16 protein-coding genes are annotated in these 19886 nt (G+C 73.1%); 11 read left to right on the top strand and 5 right to left on the bottom strand.

The window, feature by feature from the left end; translation table 11 throughout:
- Positions 1-34 precede the first annotated feature (34 nt).
- Both AC29IT_RS16855 and AC29IT_RS16850 read left to right on the top strand, forming a co-directional pair.
- The gene (locus AC29IT_RS16855; protein ID WP_488219346.1) at positions 35-2302 is read left to right on the top strand and encodes an anthranilate synthase component I; all 2268 of its coding nucleotides are present in this window, start codon (positions 35-37) and stop codon (positions 2300-2302) included.
- Entirely contained in the window at positions 2299-3513 is a 1215-nt protein-coding gene (locus AC29IT_RS16850; protein WP_488219345.1) for a 3-deoxy-7-phosphoheptulonate synthase, read from the top strand. Before AC29IT_RS16855 ends, AC29IT_RS16850 begins: the two co-directional genes overlap by 4 nt.
- A 10-nt stretch (positions 3514-3523) precedes the next feature.
- Here AC29IT_RS16850 and AC29IT_RS16845 read toward each other — a convergent pair whose 3' ends face one another.
- Positions 3524-4660: a bile acid:sodium symporter family protein gene (locus AC29IT_RS16845; RefSeq protein WP_488219344.1), complete on the bottom strand. Its 1137-nt coding sequence runs from the start codon at positions 4658-4660 to the stop codon at positions 3524-3526.
- A 54-nt stretch (positions 4661-4714) separates the two neighbouring features.
- Between AC29IT_RS16845 and AC29IT_RS16840 the strand changes: the two genes are divergently transcribed.
- The gene (locus AC29IT_RS16840; protein ID WP_488219343.1) at positions 4715-6175 is read left to right on the top strand and encodes an MFS transporter; all 1461 of its coding nucleotides are present in this window, start codon (positions 4715-4717) and stop codon (positions 6173-6175) included.
- An 11-nt stretch (positions 6176-6186) separates the two neighbouring features.
- Here AC29IT_RS16840 and AC29IT_RS16835 read toward each other — a convergent pair whose 3' ends face one another.
- Both AC29IT_RS16835 and AC29IT_RS16830 read right to left on the bottom strand, forming a co-directional pair.
- Positions 6187-6981, bottom strand: a complete 795-nt coding sequence (locus AC29IT_RS16835) for a FadR/GntR family transcriptional regulator (RefSeq protein ID WP_488219342.1) — start codon at positions 6979-6981, stop codon at positions 6187-6189.
- 159 nt (positions 6982-7140) lie between these two features.
- Positions 7141-7653 carry an Lrp/AsnC family transcriptional regulator gene (locus AC29IT_RS16830; protein ID WP_488219341.1) on the bottom strand — a complete coding sequence of 171 codons (513 nt, stop codon included), beginning with the start codon at positions 7651-7653 and terminating at the stop codon, positions 7141-7143.
- Positions 7654-8059: 406 nt separating this feature from the next.
- Between AC29IT_RS16830 and AC29IT_RS16825 the strand changes: the two genes are divergently transcribed.
- A complete protein-coding gene (locus AC29IT_RS16825) occupies positions 8060-8590 on the top strand; it encodes an Lrp/AsnC family transcriptional regulator (protein WP_488219340.1) in 531 nt (176 codons plus the stop codon).
- Positions 8591-8705: 115 nt separating this feature from the next.
- Positions 8706-10574: a dihydroxy-acid dehydratase gene (ilvD, locus tag AC29IT_RS16820; RefSeq protein WP_488219339.1), complete on the top strand. Its 1869-nt coding sequence runs from the start codon at positions 8706-8708 to the stop codon at positions 10572-10574.
- Between the two features lie 261 nt (positions 10575-10835).
- Here ilvD and AC29IT_RS16815 read toward each other — a convergent pair whose 3' ends face one another.
- Positions 10836-11777, bottom strand: a complete 942-nt coding sequence (locus AC29IT_RS16815; protein ID WP_358444406.1) for a helix-turn-helix transcriptional regulator — start codon at positions 11775-11777, stop codon at positions 10836-10838.
- Positions 11778-11939: 162 nt separating this feature from the next.
- Between AC29IT_RS16815 and AC29IT_RS16810 the strand changes: the two genes are divergently transcribed.
- The 5 genes from AC29IT_RS16810 to AC29IT_RS16790 all read left to right on the top strand — a co-directional run bounded on the left by AC29IT_RS16810 (position 11940) and on the right by AC29IT_RS16790 (position 17369).
- A complete protein-coding gene (locus AC29IT_RS16810) occupies positions 11940-13181 on the top strand; it encodes an MFS transporter (RefSeq protein ID WP_488219338.1) in 1242 nt (413 codons plus the stop codon).
- Positions 13182-13227: 46 nt separating this feature from the next.
- The gene (locus tag AC29IT_RS16805) at positions 13228-14250 is read left to right on the top strand and encodes a zinc-dependent alcohol dehydrogenase family protein (RefSeq protein ID WP_358444412.1); all 1023 of its coding nucleotides are present in this window, start codon (positions 13228-13230) and stop codon (positions 14248-14250) included.
- Positions 14251-14283: 33 nt separating this feature from the next.
- Positions 14284-14700, top strand: a complete 417-nt coding sequence (locus tag AC29IT_RS16800) for a (R)-mandelonitrile lyase (RefSeq protein WP_358444414.1) — start codon at positions 14284-14286, stop codon at positions 14698-14700.
- A 708-nt stretch (positions 14701-15408) separates the two neighbouring features.
- On the top strand, positions 15409-16212 hold the full coding sequence (locus AC29IT_RS16795) for an SDR family oxidoreductase (protein ID WP_488219337.1): 804 nt from the start codon (positions 15409-15411) through the stop codon (positions 16210-16212).
- A gap of 269 nt (positions 16213-16481) precedes the next feature.
- A complete protein-coding gene (locus tag AC29IT_RS16790; RefSeq protein ID WP_488219336.1) occupies positions 16482-17369 on the top strand; it encodes a helix-turn-helix transcriptional regulator in 888 nt (295 codons plus the stop codon).
- A 203-nt stretch (positions 17370-17572) separates the two neighbouring features.
- Here AC29IT_RS16790 and AC29IT_RS16785 read toward each other — a convergent pair whose 3' ends face one another.
- Positions 17573-18481 carry a LysR family transcriptional regulator gene (locus tag AC29IT_RS16785; RefSeq protein WP_488219335.1) on the bottom strand — a complete coding sequence of 303 codons (909 nt, stop codon included), beginning with the start codon at positions 18479-18481 and terminating at the stop codon, positions 17573-17575.
- Between the two features lie 190 nt (positions 18482-18671).
- Between AC29IT_RS16785 and AC29IT_RS16780 the strand changes: the two genes are divergently transcribed.
- Positions 18672-19856, top strand: coding sequence for an FAD-dependent oxidoreductase (locus AC29IT_RS16780; protein WP_488219334.1), 1185 nt, complete (start codon positions 18672-18674; stop codon positions 19854-19856).
- The last annotated feature ends 30 nt before the right edge of the window (positions 19857-19886 follow it).

Raw genomic sequence — 19886 nt, 5'->3', positions numbered from 1 at the left:
ACACGTTCCTCACCTTCTGATCTGTGGAGTGGTCATGCGCGTGGACTTCGCTTGGATCGACCGGGCGCTGGAGGAGGGCGCGCACAGCGCCACCCGGTACCGGACGGCGGGTGGTCTCGACGTCGAGCGGCGCGCTCGCCCGTTGCCCGGGCCGAACGCCGCGTCGAGGTCGCTGAGCCGCGTCGCCGCCGCGTTGGATTCCGCGCCGGGTGCCCTGTTCCACGGGTCGGTGACCCAACCGGGGCGCTACTCGCCGTGGACCCGCGCCACGCAGCGGGTGGCGCTGGCCTTCGAGGCCCGGGGGCGTGCGTTCCGCGTGCTCGCCCTCGACCCGGGTGCGGGCCCGCTGCTGGAGCTGGCCACCACCGCGCTGGTGGCGGACCCGCAGGTGCGTGGACTCGCGGTGCTGCCCGACGGATCCGGACTGCACGGCGCCGTCGCCCCCGCCGGTACCGGCTTCGCCGAGGAGGAGCGCACCCGGCAACCGTCGACGGTCGGCGTGCTGCGCACGCTCACCCGGGCCCTCGCCCATCCCGATGAGCCGGTGCTGGGCTGGTACGGGGCTTTCGGCTACGACCTGATGCTCGGGTTCGACCCCATCACCCGGAGCCACCGCCGTCCGGCGGGCTACCGGGACATCGTCGCGTTCCTGCCCGCCTCGGTGATCGTGGCCGATCCCGAGCGCGAGCTGGCGGTCGAGGTCGACTACGCCTTCTCCGGTCCGACCGGGACCTCCGCGCCGGTCGCGACCGTCGACCTCGCCGGTACTCGCCGGGCCCCCGACCCGCCCGCGCTGGCCGATCCCGGGCACTACCGGGCGGGGGTGCGCGCGGCGCTGTCGAAGTTCCACGCGGGCGACGCCTTCGAGACGGTGCTGAGCCAGACCCTGACCGCCGACCGCGGCGGCGAGTCCGCGAGCGTGGTCTTCGAGCGGCTCACCGCCGCGAACCCCAGCCCGTACGGCTTCCTCATCAACCTGGGTCGCGGCGAGTCGCTCGTCGGTGCCTCACCGGAGATGTACGTGCGGGTCGCCGACGGCGTCGTGGAGACCTGCCCCATCTCCGGCACCATCGCGCGGGGCGCGTCCGCGATCGAGGAATCCCGGAACGTGGCCGCGCTGCTGGGCTCCGAGAAGGAGGCCGCCGAGCTGACGATGTGCACCGACGTCGACCGCAACGACAAGAGCCGCGTCGCGGTCCCCGGCTCGGTGCGGATCGTCGGCCGGCGCCAGATCGAGCTCTACTCCCGGCTGATCCACACCGTGGACCACGTCAAGGGCGATCTCGAACGCGGTTACGACGCGTGGGACGCCTTCCTCAGCCACATGTGGGCCGCCACGGTGAGCGGTGCGCCGAAGCGGGCCGCCGCCGAGTTCATCGAGCGCTGGGAGACCTCGGCTCGGCGCTGGTACGGCGGCGCGGTCGGCTACGCCACTGCGGACGGAGCGATGGACACGGCGCTGACCCTCCGGACGGCGCGCTTGACGGACACGACGACCGAGGTGCGCGCGGGAGCGACGCTGCTCATCGGCAGCGACCCCGACGCCGAGGAGGCCGAGACGCGCCTCAAGGCCTCCGCCGTGCTGGACGCGCTGCGCGGCCGGGCGGCCCCTCCCCCGCGCACCGAGCGGCCGGTCGGTCCGCACGGCGGGACCAGGGTCACCGCACGAGGTCCGCGCATCGCGCTCGTCGACCACGAGGACTCCTTCGTGCACACGCTCGCGGGCTACCTGCGGCAGAACGGCTGCGAGGTCGTCACGCGGAGGTGGTCCTCGCTGACCGGGTTCGACGAGGGCACGGATCTCGTGGTGCTCTCCCCCGGGCCGGACCGACCGGCGGCGTTCCGCATGAGCGGCACGATCGACGCCGCGCTCGCGGCAGGAGCCGGCGTGTTCGGCGTCTGCCTCGGGATGCAGGGCGTCGTCGAGCACTTCGGCGGGCACCTGCGCGTGCTCCCCGATCCGGTCCACGGCCGCGCGTCGGAGATTCGCGCGGTCGGCGGCGGCGGCGCGCTGCTGCGCGGACTGCCCGCGCGGTTCACCGCCGGGCGCTACCACTCGCTCTACGTCGCCTCGCACGAGGTACCGCCACCGCTGCGGGTCACCGCCGCGACCGACGACGGCGTCGCCATGGCCGTCGAGCACCCCGCGCTCCCGGTCGCCGGGGTCCAGTTCCACCCCGAATCCCTGCTGTCGCTCGACGGCGAGGTGGGGCACCGCGTCATCGCGAACCTCATCGACGGCTGCCGAACCGGTTCGGCAGCAGGCAGGCGCACCGCCGCGGCCCAGGTCGGGCCGGCATGATCCACAGTCGTACGGCCGAGGCCCAGCACACCCCGTGGACGCCCGACTCCTGGCGTTCGCGCGTCGCGCAGCAGCAGCCCGCGTGGGATCCCGTCGAGCTGGAACGGGCCGTGGCGGAACTGCGCAGCCTGCCCGCCCTGGTGCAGCCCGGCGAGATCTCGAACCTGCGCCGAGAGCTGGCCGACGCGGCGCGCGGCGATGCGTTCGTCGTCCAGGCGGGCGACTGCGCCGAGTCCTTCGAGGACGCGACCACCGAGCACATCACGAGTCGAGGCCGGCTCATCGCCCGGCTCGCACGCGGCTTCGCGGAGATCTCCGGTCGGCCCGCCGTCGCGATCGGACGCATCGCCGGGCAGTACGCGAAGCCGCGCAGCGCACCGACCGAACTCGTGGACGGCCGGGCGCTCCCGGTGTTCCGCGGGCACATGGTCAACGGTGCCGCACCCACGGCCTCAGCGCGGCGCGCGGACGCCGCGCGGCTCCTGCAGGGCTACTACCGGTCGGCGACCACGCTCAACCTGCTCCGCACCCTGCACGCGCACCCGGCCGGGCAGCTGTGGGTCAGCCGCGAGTGCCTGCTGCTCCCCTACGACCGGGCGACCTTGCGCAACGATCCCGCCAGCGAGCAGTGGTTCCTGTCCAGCACCCACTTCCCGTGGATCGGCGAGCGGACCCGCGACCTCGGTGGAGCTCACGTCGAGCTGCTGAGCGGGGTGGCGAATCCGCTGGGGGTCAAGGTGGGACCCGCGGTCACGCCGACGGAGCTCGTGGCCCTCTGCGCCCGGCTCGATCCGGAGCGGGCACCGGGCCGCCTGACCCTGATCACCCGGTTCGGCGCGAACGCCGTCCGCCGCGTCCTGCCCGAGCTCGTCGCGGCCGTGTCCGCGGCCGGGCATCCGGTGGTCTGGATGTGCGATCCCATGCACGGCAACACGATCCGGCTCCCCTCGGGGATCAAGACCCGCCGGGTCACCGATCTGCTGGCCGAGCTCGACGGCTGGTTCGACGTGCTCGCCGAGGCGGGGGCGCACCCGGGTGGGCTGCACCTGGAATGCACGCCCGACGACGTCCGGGAGTGCGTGGACGAGGACACGTCCGAAGTGGGCGGTGCTCAGCCGCTGTGCGATCCCCGCCTCGACGCCGACCAGGCCTCGGCCCTGGTGCGCGCCGCGGCTCAGGGCCTCCGGCGCGGTGCCCGGCCGGTGCCCTGAGCCGGCGGCGTCACCGCTCGTCGCTCGCGATCCGGCTCTGCTCGTCCCCGGCGACCGCAACGGGCCGCCGGGCCCAGAAGGTGGCGACCAGTGAACCGGAGATGTTGTGCCACACCGAGAAGATCGCCCCGGGCAACGCCGCGACCGGCGAGAAGTACGTCGACGCCAGGCTCGCCGCCAGGCCCGAGTTCTGCATCCCGACCTCCAACGCGATCGCCCGCCGCGCCGCCTCATCGATCCCGACCACCCTGGCCGCCACATAACCCAGCGCCACACCCAGCAGGTTGTGCAGCACCACCGCCAGCACCACGATCGGACCGACGCTCAACAGCTTGTCCGCACTGCCCGACACCACCGCGACCACCACACCCGTGATCCCGACCACCGAGATCAACGGCAGCACCGGCAACGCCTTCGCCACCACCGGCCCCGCGACCCGGCGCAGGACGAAACCGAGGATCACCGGCACCAGCACGATCTGCAGGATCTCCACGATCAACGCCCCCGGATCCACCGGCAGATAACTCCCCGCCAACCACAGCACCAGGAACGGCGTCACCACCGGCGCGACCAGAGTGGACACGCTGCTCATCGCCACCGACAGCGCCGTGTCCCCCTTCGCCAAGAAGACCATCACGTTCGACGAAGTACCACTGGGAGCGCAGCCCACCAGAATCACCCCGACCGCGAGCTCGGGGCTCAGCGGGAGAAGCAGGGTCAGCAGCCACGCGAGCAGCGGCATGATCACGAAGTGCGCCACCACCCCGATCGCGAACGCCACCGGACGACGTGCCACATAAGCGAAATCCCGCGGCTCCAACGTCATGCCCATCCCCAGCATGATCACCGCCAGCAACCACGGCACCACCGAGGTCCACCCCGCGAACAAGCTCGGGAAGACCAGCGCGACCGCACCGGCCACCAGCACGATCAACGGGAACCAACGACCGACCAGCTGACTGAATGCTGCTATGCGCGAGAGCATCGTTCCTCCACGCCAGGCGGCCCCGGCAACGCTGCCGGTACGACGGTCGATACCGCGTGGCCGAGCGAAGTTACCGCACGCGGGCCGACGCCTTCCAGACCTTCGTGGCACGATCGCGGAACAATCTCGCTCTTTCCCTTGGGCCGGAAGGGTTTCGCCCACGGTCGGCCCGGTTCTCCGCGCCGTTGCTCGGATTTCAGATCGACGAAGGTGGTGATGTCCGTGGACACCGGGGCTGAATCCTCCGGCGACGGCCGCGGGAGTCCGGAAGCGACGGACGAACGCGGCGCACCGCGCCGCTGGCTGATCATGGCGGTGCTGAGCGCGGTGGCGTTCATGGCCCAGCTGGACTTCTTCATCGTCAACGTAGCCGTGGACGGCATCGGGCGGTCCTTCGGCGGGGCGTCGACGGCGGCGATGTCCTGGGTGCTGTCGGCCTACGCCATCGTCTTCGCCGCGCTGCTGGTGCCCGCGGGTCGGCTGGCGGACCTGCACGGCCGGAAGCGGATGCTGCTGGCCGGGGTCGCGGTGTTCACCACCGGTTCCGCGCTGGCTTCGTTCGCGCCCACGTTGCCGGTGCTGGTGGCCGCCAGGGCCGTGCAGGCGGTCGGTGCGGCGATGAGCGTGCCGCCGTCGCTGGGCCTGCTCTACCCCAGCTTCCCGCCGCGCCAGCACGCTCTGGTCGTCGGGTTGTGGGCCGGTGTGGCCGGTGTGGCCGCCATGGCCGGGCCGCCGCTCGGGGGGCTGCTCGCCAGCCTGGACTGGCGGTGGATCTTCCTCATCAACCTCCCGATCGGCGCCCTCACGCTCGTCGGCGGCGTCCGGCTGCTGCCGGAGGTCCGGGAACCGGCCGGTCGCCCCCTGCCGGACGTGGTGTCCACCGCGACCCTGTTCGCCGCGGTGAGCTCGCTGGTCCTGGCCACCACCCAGGGTCCGCAGTGGGGCTGGGGCAGCCCGTGGACGATCGGGCTGTTCGCCGCGGCGGCGGTGCTCGCCGCGGTCACGGTGCGGCGCGGCTTCACCGCGGCGGCACCGGTCGTCGAACCCGCGCTGTTCCGCGACCGGGAGTTCACCGCCGCCGTGTTCGCGCTGTTCAGCCTGTTCGCGGGATTCGCCGTCTACCTGTTCGGCGGAGCGCTGTTCCTCCAGCAGGTGTGGCACTTCAGCGTGCTGGAGGCCGGGATCGGCATCGCCGCGGCTCCGATCGTCTCGGTCGGCTTCGCGATGAACGCGGGCCCCCTCCGTCGCAGGTTCGGCCGCGTGCTGCCCGCCGCCGTCGGCACCCTCACGATGTCCGCGGCGGCGGGGTACTGGCTGCTGACCGTCACCGACGTCCCCGCCTACTGGTCGGCGATGTTCCCCGGCCTGGTGCTGATGGGCGTCTCGGGCGGCCTCTCCCAGGCGCCCCTGTTCGCCGCCGCCGGTGCGCTCGCGCCCGACCGCGCCACGACCGGCAGCGCGGTGCTGAACATGAGCCGCCAGATCGGCAGTGCGGTCGGAGTGGCCCTGCTGGTGGCGATCGTGGCTTCCGAGCCGTCGGCCCGGACCTTCGGCCACGCGTGGATCCTGCAGCTGGCGCTGGGAGTCCTGGCCTCGGTCAGCGTCCTGCTGCCGCACCGGCGCGGCGCCGCCGACGGCGCGCACCGGCCCACCACCTCGCGGGCACCGGAGAGGTGACCGCGCGTCCACTACACCGCCGTCGGGGGTGCGTTCGAGGTGGCCGCCGCCACGAACGCCTCCAGCGCGCTCAGCGTGCGCTCGTCGTCGCCGTCCACCAGCGGCAGGTAGTAGTCGACGATGTCCCGCCGGGCGCACGACGAGGCCAGGTCCGGGTCCCCGAGCCGGATCGCGTCGACGATGGCGCCGTGCCTGCGGACGAAGTCGTGCTTGACGACGGCACCGCCCTTCACAGTGGCGTCGCCGATCAGCCCGGCCATCGCCGCTCGCACGGCGCTGGTCGACAGCTCCAGCAGCCGGTTGCCCGAGGCGCGGGCGACCGAGACGTGGAACTCGACGTCCGCGGCGATGTACTCCTCGTTCGTGCCGCTCTCGACGGTCGTCTCGACGGCCCGCTGGGCCCGGACGATGCCGTCGATCTGGGCCTCGTCGCGGCGCTGCGCGGCGAGGTGGCAGGCGGTCGTCTCGACCAGCATCCGAAACCCGATCAGGTCGCCGAGCGAGAGCTGGGAGTACCGCACCAGGTCGAGCAGCGAACGCTCCAGGTTGGCGCCGTCGGGCATCCGGACGATGGCGCCGCCGGTGGGATCGTTCGGGCGCAGGACCACGACTCCCGCGCTCTCCAGCGTGCGCATCGCCTCGCGGACGGTCGGCCGGCTCACGCCCATCTGGGCGCACAGCTCGCGTTCCGACGGCAGGCGGTCGCCGGGCTGGAGCTGCCCCTGGAGGATCTTCTCCTCGATCTGCGCCTTGACCGCCTCGTGCGCGCGCGTCCGGGCGACCGGTGCGAACTTCGGGGTGGGCACCTTCGCACTCCACTCGTCGAGTCGGTTGCGTGACAGCAGCTTCTCCGCGTTCGCCGACCCGCGAAGCGGCGCCGACGTGCGCAGCATAGACAGGTCGACCTGCGCGGATGCCCCGGCCCCGCAGGTGCACCGCCCGGGCGGGCCGCCCGGTCCGCGCCGTCACCGGATCGTCTGGGTCAACCGCGGCAGCGCCGACGGTCCGCCGGTCGTGCCGGTCGTCGCCCCCTGCCGACCGTGCGCCACCGGAACCAGCGCGATGTCGGCCGGGTGCCCGAGCAGCGCGTCACCGCACGCGGCGAAGCAGGACTCGGCCGCCTCGATCATGTAGTCCCAACCGGAGGACAAGGCGTGCACGCGCTGCACCCCCGCGAGACCGCTCAGCTCGCCCGCGGTGGGACGTCCGTCCCCGGTGAACCGCACGAAGGCGAGCACGCAGCCCTCGGCGGCGGCGCGGGCGCTGATCCGCGCGTGGTAGCCGCGCACCACCCCCGAGCGCTCCAGCCGCCGCAGCCGCACGCGCACCTGGGCCCGGGACAGGCCGACCCGGCTCGCCAGGTCGTCCGCATCGGCGCAGGCGTTCGACCGGAGCAGGCTGATGAGCATCCTGTCGGCGACGTCGACCTCGGGTCGGGGTGACGTCTCGGTTTCCGGACAGCCGGTCCACTGGTCCATCTCTGCCTCCGTCTCGGCACCGAAGAGCTGGTGGCTCCGGTGGTTCTCGCCCGACGGCGGAGCTCGGCGGTCGGCCGGAGTCCGTCGTCGGTGCGCGGAAGACCTGGTCGGCCGGTCCGCCGCAGCAGGGAGCGGGCGCAGTGCGACAGCCGGGCGGACGCGCTCGTCCCTCCGGCCGCACCTCACGGGTTCTCGCTCCAGCACTTACCGGCGGTGGCCCCGGTCACTGGATCTGGGTGACATCAGCATGCTGGTCAGTCCAGTAATCCATGTCAATCGTGCAAGTCGTGCGATCTAGGGGCGCACGGCAGTGCGAACAGCACCGCGACCACGCGGAACAGACGTACGATGTGCGCGCCGAAACATCGTCAAGTGTCATCCGACACCGGCAGCGGAGGAGCGTTCGATGACGGAGAAGGTGCGCGCGGCCCCGGTCGACCACCAGGCGGCGGCAGGACCGGTCGTCCTCGACGAGCTGGACCGATCGGTCCTGGAGTTGTTGCGCGCGGACGCGCGGATGTCCGTGCGGGCGATCGCCCGGGAGCTGAACCGTTCGCCGGGAGCCGTGGGCGAGCGGATCGCACGGCTGGAGGCGGCGGAGGTCATCACCGGCTACCACGCGCAGGTGGACCTGGCCCGGCTCGGGTACATGCACACGCTGGTGGTGGTGCGCACCAACGACGACCAGCACAGCGACAGCTGCGCGGAGGCGCTGTCCCACCTGGACGAGGTGCACACGGTCTGGGTGGTGACGGGATCGTGGGACCTGGTCGTCGAGTGCTACGTCCGGGACGCGTTCCACCTGCGGGAGCTCCTGCAGGGCACGTTGCGCGGCGTCGAGGGCGTGGTCCACACCGAGGCCATGATCGTGCTGGACAGCGTCGGCGCCGCGGGCCGGCAGGAGGACGAGGACGAGCTCGACCGGCCGGTCGGCTGATCCCGCAGCTCCGTTCACCGGCATGACGATCATACGTTCAGCATGATCCCACATCGATAATCAAATGGTGTTTCCAGCAGGTCAATTATGACCAATTGACTGCTACGCTGGCGGGATGGGAGCACTTCGATCAGCGACGATCACCGGTGTCCGATCCATGTCCGGAGCGCGGTCCCTGCTGATGGCGGCCGGGGTGGCGCGGCGTGACCTCGGCAAGCCGATCGTGGCCGTCGCCAACAGCTACACGCAGTTCGTGCCGGGGCACGTGCACCTGAACCAGGTGGCCGAGGTCGTCGCCGAGGCGGTGGTCGAGCACGGCGGCGTGCCGCGCGAGTTCAGCACGATCGCCGTCGACGACGGCATCGCCAACGGCCACCTCGGAATGCTGTACTCCCTGCCCAGCCGCGAGCTGATCGCCGACTCCGTCGAGTACATGACGAACGCGCACTGCGCCGACGCGCTGGTGTGCATCTCCAACTGCGACAAGATCACGCCGGGGATGCTGATGGCGGCCCTGCGGCTGAACATCCCGACCGTGTTCGTCTCCGGCGGCCCGATGGAAGCCGGCCGCGCACCGGCCTCGATCCCCGAACGACTGCGCACCCAGGACCTCGATCTGATCAGCGCGTTCTCCGCCTCAGCCGACCAGCGGCTGTCCGACGAGGAACTGGCGGCGGTCGAGGACAGCGCCTGCCCCACCTGCGGGTCCTGCTCGGGCATGTTCACCGCGAACTCGATGAACTGCCTGGTCGAGGCGATGGGCCTGGGCCTGCCCGGCAACGGCACGCTGCTGGCCACGCACACCGACCGGCGCGCCCTCTGCGCCGACGCGGGCCGCACCGCGATGGAGCTGGTCCGGCGCTGCTACGACCACGACGACGAGACCGCGCTGCCGCGCTCGATCGCCTCCCGGGCCGGCTTCCGCAACGCGATGGCCCTCGACCTCGCGATGGGCGGGTCCACCAACACGATCCTGCACATCCTGGCCGCCGCCCGCGAAGCCCGCGTCGACTTCGCGCTGGCGGACATCGACGAGCTGTCCCGCTCGGTGCCCAACCTGTGCAAGGTCGCGCCGAGCAGCCACTACCACGTGCAGGACGTGCACCGGGCGGGCGGAATCCAGGCCATCCTCGCCGAACTGGACGGGGCCGGGCTGATCGACCGGTCGCTGCCGACCATCAGCGGCGCCACGGTGGGCGAGCAGCTCGACGCGTGGAACGTCCGGTCGGCCGCGGCCGCGCCGGACAAGGCCCGGTTCTTCCGCGCCGCTCCGGGCGGAGTGCGCACGATCTCCCCGTTCAGCTCGACGCAGCGGTACCCGGACCTCGACACCGACCGGGAGAACGGCTGCATCCGCTCGCCCGAGCACGCCTACTCGCCCGACGGCGGGCTGGCGGTGCTGTCCGGGAACCTGGCGCTCGACGGCTGCGTGGTCAAGACCGCCGGGGTCGCCGACTCGATGCTGCGGTTCACCGGCCCGGCGAAGGTGTTCGAGAGCCAGGAGGAGTGCACCGAGGGCATCCTCGGCGACCGGGTCGAACCCGGCGACGTCCTCGTGGTCCGGTACGAGGGCCCGCGCGGCGGCCCCGGGATGCAGGAGATGCTGCAACCCACGTCATTCCTCAAAGGACGCGGCCTGGACACCTCCTGCGCCTTGATCACCGACGGCCGGTTCTCCGGGGGCTCCGCCGGGCTCTCGATCGGGCACGTCTCCCCGGAAGCGGCCGCGGGCGGGGTGATCGGCCTCGTGCGCGACGGCGACCCGATCACCATCGACATCCCGGGGCGGGCGATCTCCGTCGACGTGCCCGATGCCGAGCTCGCCCGGCGGCGCGGTGCGGTGCGCGAGCGGCCGGGCGGTTTCCGGCCGGCCGCGCGGGTCCGGCCCATCAGCGAGGCGCTGCGGGTGTACGCGGCGCTCGCCACCTCCGCGTCGACGGGCGCGGTGCGAGACCTGGACGAGGCGTTCGCCGAACTCCCCTGACGGTCCCTGCGGGTGCAGCGGTGGAACCGGGCGGTCCCGGCGAACGCGGCGCACCCGCAACGCGGTCGCCGGACCGGACTCGTCCCCGCGGCCGGAGGACCGCCAGCCCCGTCCGCGGTGCGCCGCCGACTCCGGCGATCGGCGGAGCCGTGCCGAACCGAGCACCTCACCGGGGCGCGGTTCCGGTGAACCGCCCGCGAGGCCACGACGACGACCTCCCCCGCCCCGACGCCGCGGACCCGACGGCCGCGCGGAGGACCGTCAGCGTTCACCGCGCGAGGGCGGGGAGCCGACCTGCCCGGAAGCGGGCTCGTCGCCCGCGGCCGCCGTGCCGGTGAGCCGCGTGGCGGCCCAGGTGGCGAGCAGGGTCATGGCGTCGGCCGACGGCGTGCCGGGCTCCGGGCTGTAGGCGGTGAGGACCAGACCGGGGTCGGCGGGCAGCGGCATCGTCTCGTAGGTGACCGTCACGTCACCCACGACGGGGTGGTGGAAGTCCTTGCTGCCGGTGTGGTGCAGGCGCACGTTGTGCTTCGCCCACCGGGTGCGGAACTCGTCGCTGCGCGTGGACAGCTCACCGACGAGGTCCGAGATGCCGCGGTCGTAGGGGTCCCGGCCCGCGTCGGTGCGCAGCAGGTTCACCGCGCTGTCGGCCATGAGCTCCCAGTCGGGGTAGAACTGCCGGGCCGCCGGGTCCAGGAAGCAGAAGCGGACGAAGTTCACCGGCCTGCTCGGATCGGGGTGCAGCGGATCCGGGTAGAGCGGCGAGTAGAACGCGTAGGCGAGCCGGTTGGCGCACACCAGGTCCTGGCGGGCGTTGCGCACGAACGCGGGCACCGCCATGGCGTCGAGCACGCGCTGCACCATCGGCCGAACGGTCCTCGCGCGGCGGGGACGCGACCGCTGCGGCCCGGTGATCACGCTGCGGTGCAGGTCGAACAGGTGGGAGCGTTCGGCCTCGTCGAGCTGCAGGGCGCGGGCGACGGCATCGAGCACGCCCTCCGAGACGGTGTTGACCTTGCCCCGCTCGATCTGCGTGTAGTAGTCGACCGAGAGTCCCGCCAGGGTCGCGACCTCCTGCCGCCGCAGCCCGGGGACGCGGCGCTTGGTCGCGTCGTACACGGGCAGGCCGACCTGGTCCGGGGTGATCCGCGCGCGCCGCGACGCGAGGAACGCGCCGATCTCCACCTGGTTCTCCTTGCTCACGGCATCGACGCTACGACCCCCGGTGCGGTGGTGCCAGGTGCTGCGAGGGGGGTGCTGGCGGCACCCCCCTGGACTTCGCCTCCCACCTCGGCTCCGCCCGGCGTTGCATGGGTGTCGAGCGCCGGGGAGGGCCCGGCGACGAGCCACCGGGAGGACGGGGCGTTGAACGATCCGCACGGCGGCACCACCGGCCGCACGCGGTTGCCCGGGCTGGTCCACGTGATCGCCGCGGGCATCTTCTTGATGGGCACCACCGAGTTCATACTCGCGGGCCTGCTGCCGGAGGCCGCGGCCGACCTCGGGGTGGACATCGCCCGGGCCGGGTCGCTGATCACGGCGTTCGCGGCCGGGATGATCATCGGCCCGCCGGTGATGGCGCTGGCGACGCTGCGGCTGCCGCAGCGGGCGACGCTGGTGCTGGCGCTGCTGGTGTTCGCCGCGGGTCACGTCGTGGCGGCGCTGAGCGGTTCGTTCGCCGTGGTGACCACCGCTCGGGTGATCACCGCGCTCGCGACCGGGACGTTCTGGGCCGTCGGCGCGGTGGTGGCCACCGGGGCCGCCGGTCCCGGCGCGAGCGCGCGCGCGTTGGCGGTCATGTCGGGCGGCCTGAGCCTGGCCGTCGTAGCCGGTGTGCCGCTCGGGACCGCCGCCGGTCGGCTCACCGGATGGCGAGGACCGTTCTGGTTGCTGGCGGCGCTGGCCCTGCTGGCCGCCGCGGCGGTGCTGCGGTCCACGCCCGCCGCCGCGCGCGAACGCGCCGGCGACGCGGACCGTCCCGCACCGGTGCGCGCGGAGCTGTCCGCGGTGCGCCCGTGGCGCACGTGGGTGGTGCTGGGCGCGATCGTGCTCGCCCAGGCCGGATTCCTCGGTGCCTACAGCTACATCAGCCCGCTGCTGACCGGCCGCGCGGGTGTCCCCGCCGCTTGGGTGCCGGTGGTGCTGGCCGGGTTCGGGGTCGGTGCGCTGGCGGGCACGGCGCTCGGCGGCAGGCTCGGTGACCGGCGTCCGCTGGCCACCGTGGCCGGGGCGGTGGCGCTGACCGCGGCCGAGCTGGCGGTCCTGGCTCTCGCTCCGGCGCACCCGGTGGTCGTGGTCGTGCTGGTGGTGCTGCTCGGCGCGTCCGGGCTCGGGGCGAACCCGGTCCTGATCGCGCAGGTGCTGCGGCACGCCGGGCAGGGATCGGCGCTCGCCTCCTCGATGGCGACGGCCGCGTTCAACCTCGGTACCGCTGCCGGTTCCGCCGTGGCCGGGGCGACGCTGTCGAGCGCGTGGTGGCTGGCGGGCCCGGCCGCGCTCGGCGCGGTGGTGACCGGGTCGGCGCTGCTGCCGATCGGACTGCTCGCCACAGCCCGGGCGCCACGCAGGCGCAGCGGCGAAGTCCGCACCCCGGCGCCGGTCGGCTGAACCCACGGCGACGGCGTTCCCAGGAAGCACGAGGAGGAGAAGGACCATGCGTGGTGTCGTACTGCACGCCCCCGGCGATGTGCGGGTGGAGGACCGGGAGGACCCGGTGCTCATGCACCCGACCGACGCGATCATCCGCCCCTCGGCGGTGTGCGTGTGCGGTTCGGACCTGTGGCCGTACCGAGGGATCGAGGAGGTCAGCGGCCCGACGCCGATGGGCCACGAGTACGTCGGCGTCGTCGACGAGGTCGGCAGCGCGGTCAACACGATCCGGCCGGGCCAGTTCGTGGTCGGTTCGTTCTTCGCCTCCGACGGCACCTGCGAGATCTGCCGGTCCGGCTACCAGCCCTCCTGCGCGCAGCGCGTCGCGATGGGGGCGATCGGAACCCAGGCCGAACGGGTGCGGATCCCGCTCGCCGACGGCACCCTCGTGGCCACCCCCGAACACCCGCCCGCGGACCTGGTCCCGGGGCTGCTGGCCGCCTCCGACGTGCTCGGCACCGGCTGGTTCGGGGCCGTCGCGGCCGAGGCCGGGCCCGGCAAGACCGTCGCCGTCGTCGGGGACGGTGCCGTGGGGCTGCTCGCGGTCCTGGCCGCCCGGCGGCTCGGCGCCGAACGCGTCATCGCGATGAGCCGCCACCCCTCCCGCCAGGAACTCGCCCGCGAATTCGGCGCCACCGACGTCGTCGAAGAACGCGGCGACGACGGCGTCGCGCGGATCGCGGAGCTCACCGGTGGGCTCGGCGCGCACAGCGTCGTCGAAGCCGTCGGCACCCAGGAATCGATGATGCAGGCCATCCGCTCCACCCGGCCCGGCGGGCACGTGGGCTACGTCGGCGTCGCCCACGACGTCGCGCTGCCCGGCCACGAACTGTTCTTCTCCCACGTCCACCTGCACGGCGGACCGGCCCCGGTGCGGCGGTACCTGCCCCGTCTGGTCGACCTCGTCTGGCGGCGCGAGATCGACCCCGGCAAGGTGTTCGACCTGACGCTGCCGCTGGAGCAGGCCGCAGCGGGCTACCAGGCCATGGATCGACGCAGCGCCGTCAAAACCCTCCTCACCCCCTGAGCACCAGCACCGACGAACGGAAGCGAGCGCGCAGTGCAGATCACCCGCAGCAGCAGCCTCGACACCCAGAAAGGCCCCGCCGACTGGTTCACCGGCGACGTCTACATCGACCCGGTCGCCGCGCCCGCAGGCAGCTCCACCTTCGCCGCCGCGGCCGTGCACTTCACCCCCGGAGCCCACACCGCCTGGCACACCCACCCCCACGGCCAGACCGTCTTCGTCACCGAAGGAGTGGGGCGGTGCCAACGCGAGGGAGGACCGGTGGAAACCATTCGCGCCGGCGACCGGGTCTTCTTCGAACCCGGCGAGAACCACTGGCACGGCGCCGCCCCCAACCGGTTCATGGTCCACATCGCCATCCAGCAGAACGACGACGCGGGGAACCCCGTCACGTGGGGCAGGCACGTCACCTCCGCCGAGTACGAGGTCGCACCCGAAGAACCGGCCTGACCACCTGCGACCGGCCCGCGGGCCCGGGGAGTCACCGCTGACCCCGGCCTGCGGCGCCACCGGCCGGGTACCACCGAGCGGCGCGGGCGGTGCGGCCGTCGCCGACGCCCATCGGCAGGCTCGGTGGCCCGGAGCAGATCGCGCACCCCGCCCGCTGCTCGTGCAGCCCGGGCGGGGTTTCGCGGTCGGTGCCGCCCTTCGGGGCGGCTCGATCTTCAGCGCGCCGATGACGGCGGCGGTCGGCAATCCCGTTTCGTAGCCGCATTTTCGGGCCCGGCTCCCGAATTCTCCCCACCCGGCCCGCAACCGACGGTTCAGAGCACCAGCGGTCTCGGGCCCGAACCGCGCACGGGCTCATCGCCGTATTCCCGCGACCGGCAAGCGCAGATCCTCGATCCGCATCTCCGTCCCGCGGAGCTCGATCGGCGGACCATCGCGGCAGCGCGAGTCGGTGCACCGGGCGAAGGGGGTTCTCGTGGTACCTGCGCCGGCAGGCTCTCCCCGGCGCCCGGAATCCTTGCCAACCTGGTCGAGCCGGGCCGGGGACGGCCCAGCGGGAGGAGCCCACGACGGCCACCCGCGAGCCCGTCCCGGTCGCCGCGAGCACGAGCCCGGCGGCACTCCGCGGACGCGCGGCGGCTCGATCCGGTTGCAGCGGACGCGCGTCCGCGTCCACGCAGGACTCCACGACGGGAAGAACGAAAACCCATGGCGGAAGACCAGTTCACCGCGCACGCGGACCTCTTCGACCTGAGCGGGAAGCACGCGCTCGTCACCGGTGGCACCAGGGGCATCGGGATGATGGTGGCGCGCGGCCTCCTGCAGGCGGGCGCCCGCGTCGTCATCAGCTCGCGCAAGGCGGACGCGTGCGCTGAGGCGCAGCACCGGCTGTCCGAGTTCGGCGACGTTCGCGCGATCCCCGCCGACCTGTCCAGGCACGACGAATGCCGGCGCCTCGCCGATCTCGTCGAAGCCGACTCGGGACGCCTGGACGTCCTCGTCAACAACGCGGGAGCGATGTGGCGCGAGCCGCTGGAGACGTTCCCGGACGAGGCGTGGGACGCCGTGCTCGACCTCAACCTCAAAGCGCCGTTCTGGCTGGTGCAGGCGCTGCTCCCCGCACTCCGCCGGGCGGGCACCGGTGGTGATCCCGCGCGGATCATCAACATCGGCAGCATCGCCGCCATCCACGTCGCCGGGTCGCCCAACTACTCGTACGCCGGCAGCAAAGCGGCACTCCACCAGCTCACCCGGGTGCTCGCCAGAGAACTGGGCCCGCAGCACGTCACGGTGAACGCGGTAGCGCCGGGGCCGTTCCCGTCGCAGATGATGGCGTCCACGCTGGAGGCCATCGGCGACGAGATCGCCGCGAAGGCCCCGCTGCGCAGGCTCGGCCACGACGACGACATGGCCGGTACCGCCGTGTTCCTCGCCAGCCGGGCCGGGTCCTACCTCACGGGCGCCGTCATCCCGGTCGACGGCGGCATCGCCACGACCGCATCGGGCACCTAGCCGTCGGCGCGGGACAGCGGGAGGCGGGACCTCGGGCGCACGTCCGCGGTCCCGCGGTCCCGCGGGAGCACCCGTACCCGATCCGCGTCCGTGCGGGGCTTGGGCCACGGGCACTCGCCGCCGCCCTGCGGTCCACCTCGGGCGGCGAGATCGCCTGCTTCCCTGCTTCGGGGCCGGACAGCCCACCGGCCGTCGCCAGCCGCGACGCCGTGCGTGCGGGGTACTGGCAGCACCTCCCTCCGCCCGCGGGCAGGGCCTAGGGTGAAGCGGTGACCACGCTCGACCTGCGCACCGAGATCAAGGAGTTCCTGAGCTCGCGCCGTGCGCGGATCACGCCCGAACGGGCCGGGCTGCCCGCCTACGGCGGCCACCGCCGGGTCGCGGGTCTGCGCCGCGAAGAGGTGGCGCTGCTGGCCGGGGTGTCGGTCGACTACTACGTGCGCCTGGAACGCGGCAGCCTCGCCGGAACCTCCGACGGGGTGCTCGACGGGTTGGCCGCCGCCTTGCAACTCGACGAGGCCGAGCGGGATCACCTGTTCCACCTCGCGCGGCGGTCCAGGGTTCGCGGCGGCCCGAGCCGCCGGCGACCCGCCGCGACGGTGCGTCCGGCGCTGCACCAGGTGCTCGCCGCCATCACCGGTGCGCCCGCCTGGATCTGCAACGGCCGCTACGACGTGCTGGCCGCGAACCGGCAGGCCCGCGCGCTGTACGCGCCGGTGTTCGCCGACACCCGACGACCGGCGAACACGGCGCGGTTCGTGTACCTCGACCCCGTGGCGGCGGAGTTCTTCGTCGACTACGACCGGGTCGCGCGCGATGTGGCCGCGAAGCTCCGCATGGAATCCGGCCGCAACCCGCACGACGAGGAACTGGTCGGCCTGGTCGGTGAGCTCTCGACGCGCAGCGAGCTCTTCCGGCAGCGGTGGGCGTCGCAGGACGTCCGGCTGCACCGGTCCGGGCGCAAGCGCCTGCACCACCCGGTGGTGGGCCGGCTCGACCTGGACGTCGAGTCCGCGGAGCTGTCCGCCGAACCCGGCCTGCTCCTGAACGTCTACACCGCGCCCGAAGGCACGCCGACCGCGGACGGCCTGGCCCTGCTGGCGTCGTGGGCGGCAGGCCGGGAGGGGCTGGCGACCGGGATCAGCGCGCTCGGCTGAGGTGCCGGCCGGTCGGTGCTGCCCGATCGGCGAGCGCTCCGGGCTCTGGCCCGGATCGTCCTGCTGCGCACCGAAGATCGGGTGGGTACGACCAGGGACGAACCCCGGCCGGTAGCGCCGGCGCACCTGCACCGACCGCACGTCGCCGCAGCGCGCGGAGGACCGAACACCCGGCCGGGCACGCCGCGAAGAACGCCCCGGACTCACCGGTCGACGGCCCGCCCGGCTTCGGCGGCCACGTGCCGCAGCCAGCTGTGCGCGGGGTCGCGTTCGTGCATCGGATGCCACCACAAGGACTCGACCAGGTAGCCGAGCTCGAAGGGCAGGTCGACGACGCTGACGTCCGCGGTCGATTGCAGGCGGGCGATCCGCTCCGGCACCAGGCCGAGCCGATCGGTGCCCGCGACGAGGTGCGGGACGGACAGGAAGTTCTCGGTGATGACCGCGACGTCGAGCCGCGACCCACCGGCGAGCAGGCTGGGCATGGGAGACAACGCGGAGAACGGCGGCTGGTAGGCCACCACCCAGGTCCGCTCGGCGAAGTCCGCCGCCACGGCGTCCGCGGCAGTGCCGGACGAGGCCACGCACACCCACCGGTCCCGGTAGAGGTGCGTGGAGGGGAAGTTCACCAGCACGCCCTGCGGCAGCACGATCCCGTCGACCGTGCGCAGGTGCTCGGAGGCCCGCTGGACGAGGTGGGTGGTGCTGTGCTGGAACTTCAGCCGCACGTGCGGCGCGCGCTCGCGGACGAGGTCGGCCAGGGCGCGGCCGAAGATCGGCAGGTGGCAGTCCGCGACCACCAGGGTGAACTCGTGGTCGGATCGTTCCGGGTCGAATTCGGGCCGGGTCTGGAAGACCCGGTCGGTCCACATCAATGCCTGCGTCGTGTGCTCGGCGAGCCGTTCCCCCAGCGCGGTCAACTCGTAGGCGTTGCCCGTCCTGGCGAGCAACTCGTCGCCGAAGTGGCGCCGCAGCCGGGCCAGCGCGGTGCTCAACGTCGGCTGGCTCAGCCCGAGCCGTTGCGCCGCCCTGGTGACGCTGCGCTCCTGCAGCAGCGCGTCCAGGGAGACGAGCAGGTTCAGATCCAGCCCCATCGCACCTCGCCCGGTCATCGGCGTTCCCGATGACCAACATAGGCGATCTCGGCTTCCCCGATGGTCCCGGCTGCCGCAGGATGACGGACATCAGCGCGGATGTCGTTGTCCGGCAAGGAGATTCGGCCACCGGCTCGCACCCGTTCCGCGCCGAACGCCGAGGAGGAAGTCCGTGTCGCCGTGTCACGTCCTGATCGCCGGAGGCGGAATGGGAGGGCTCTGCCTGGCGCAGGGACTGCGTCGGCGCGGGATCAGCTGCGCGGTGTACGAGAGCGCGCCCGGCATCGTGCGGTCCGGCTACCGGCTGCACATGAACGCAGCGGGTGGCGGCGCGCTGCGGCAGTGCCTGCCGGACCACCTCTACGAGCTCTACGTGCAGACCTCGCGCGCGAAGCCCCGCCGCGAACGCCTCGTCCTGCTGGACCACCGGGCACGCGAGCTGGGGACCCGCCCGCACATCGGCCCGGCCAACGACCCGGAACGCCCGCACACGGCGGTCGACCGGCGCGCCCTGCGCCAGATCATGAGCGTCGGGCTGGACGACGTCCTCCACTTCGGACGCACCGTCACCGGCTTCGAGGACGACGGGGAACGCGTGCGGCTGCTGTTCACCGACGGTTCCTCGGCCACCGGCGACGTCCTCGTCGCGGCGGACGGCATCCGCTCGGCGGTCCGCAGGCAGCTGCTCCCGCACGTGGCGACCGTCGACACCGGCGCGCGCGGTGTGGCATCGCGAGCGCCGCTCACGGACGAACTGGTCGCCGCGCTGCCCGAGGCGCTGTTCGACGGCTTCGCCATCGCGACGGGACCGGACGGGACCACGTTCGCCTACGGCGCCTACCAACCGCGCCGACCGGTCGCCGAAGCGGCGGCCGAGCTGGCACCCGGCGCCGACATCGACCCGGTCGAGCCGTACCTGATGGTCAACTTCGGCCTGCCGCGAAACGGCCCGCTCGCAACGGAGGTCCCGGACCTGTGGCGCGCCACCCCGGAACGGCTCCACGCCGCGATGCGCACCGCGGTGACCGGCTGGCACCCGGCGCTCGCCGAGCTCGTCGAGCACGTCGACCCGGAAACCCTGCTCCGGCAATCCCTGCGCCACCTGGAACCGGCCGAACCCTGGGCGACCGGCAGGGTGACGCTGCTCGGCGACGCCATCCACGCCATGCCCCCGACCTTCGGCGCCGGGGCCAACAGCGCCCTGCGCGACGCCGCGGCGCTGGCGAACGCACTGCAGCGAGCCGCCCAGGACGACTCCGACCTGCTCGCGGAGATCGCCGCCTACGAGGCGGACCTGCGCGCCGAGGTCTTCCCCGTCCTCCGCGCCTCCGCCGACCCGCGTTCCACCAGCAGCGACTTCCTGCCCGACGACCTGCCGGTCGCCCACCGGTGAGCCACCGGCGGCCGTCGACCGCACCGCGTC

This window comes from Saccharopolyspora sp. MMCC62 (assembly GCF_057736575.1).
Note: the sequence above shows the minus strand (reverse complement) of the source record. Positions and strands in the feature narration are given on the sequence as shown.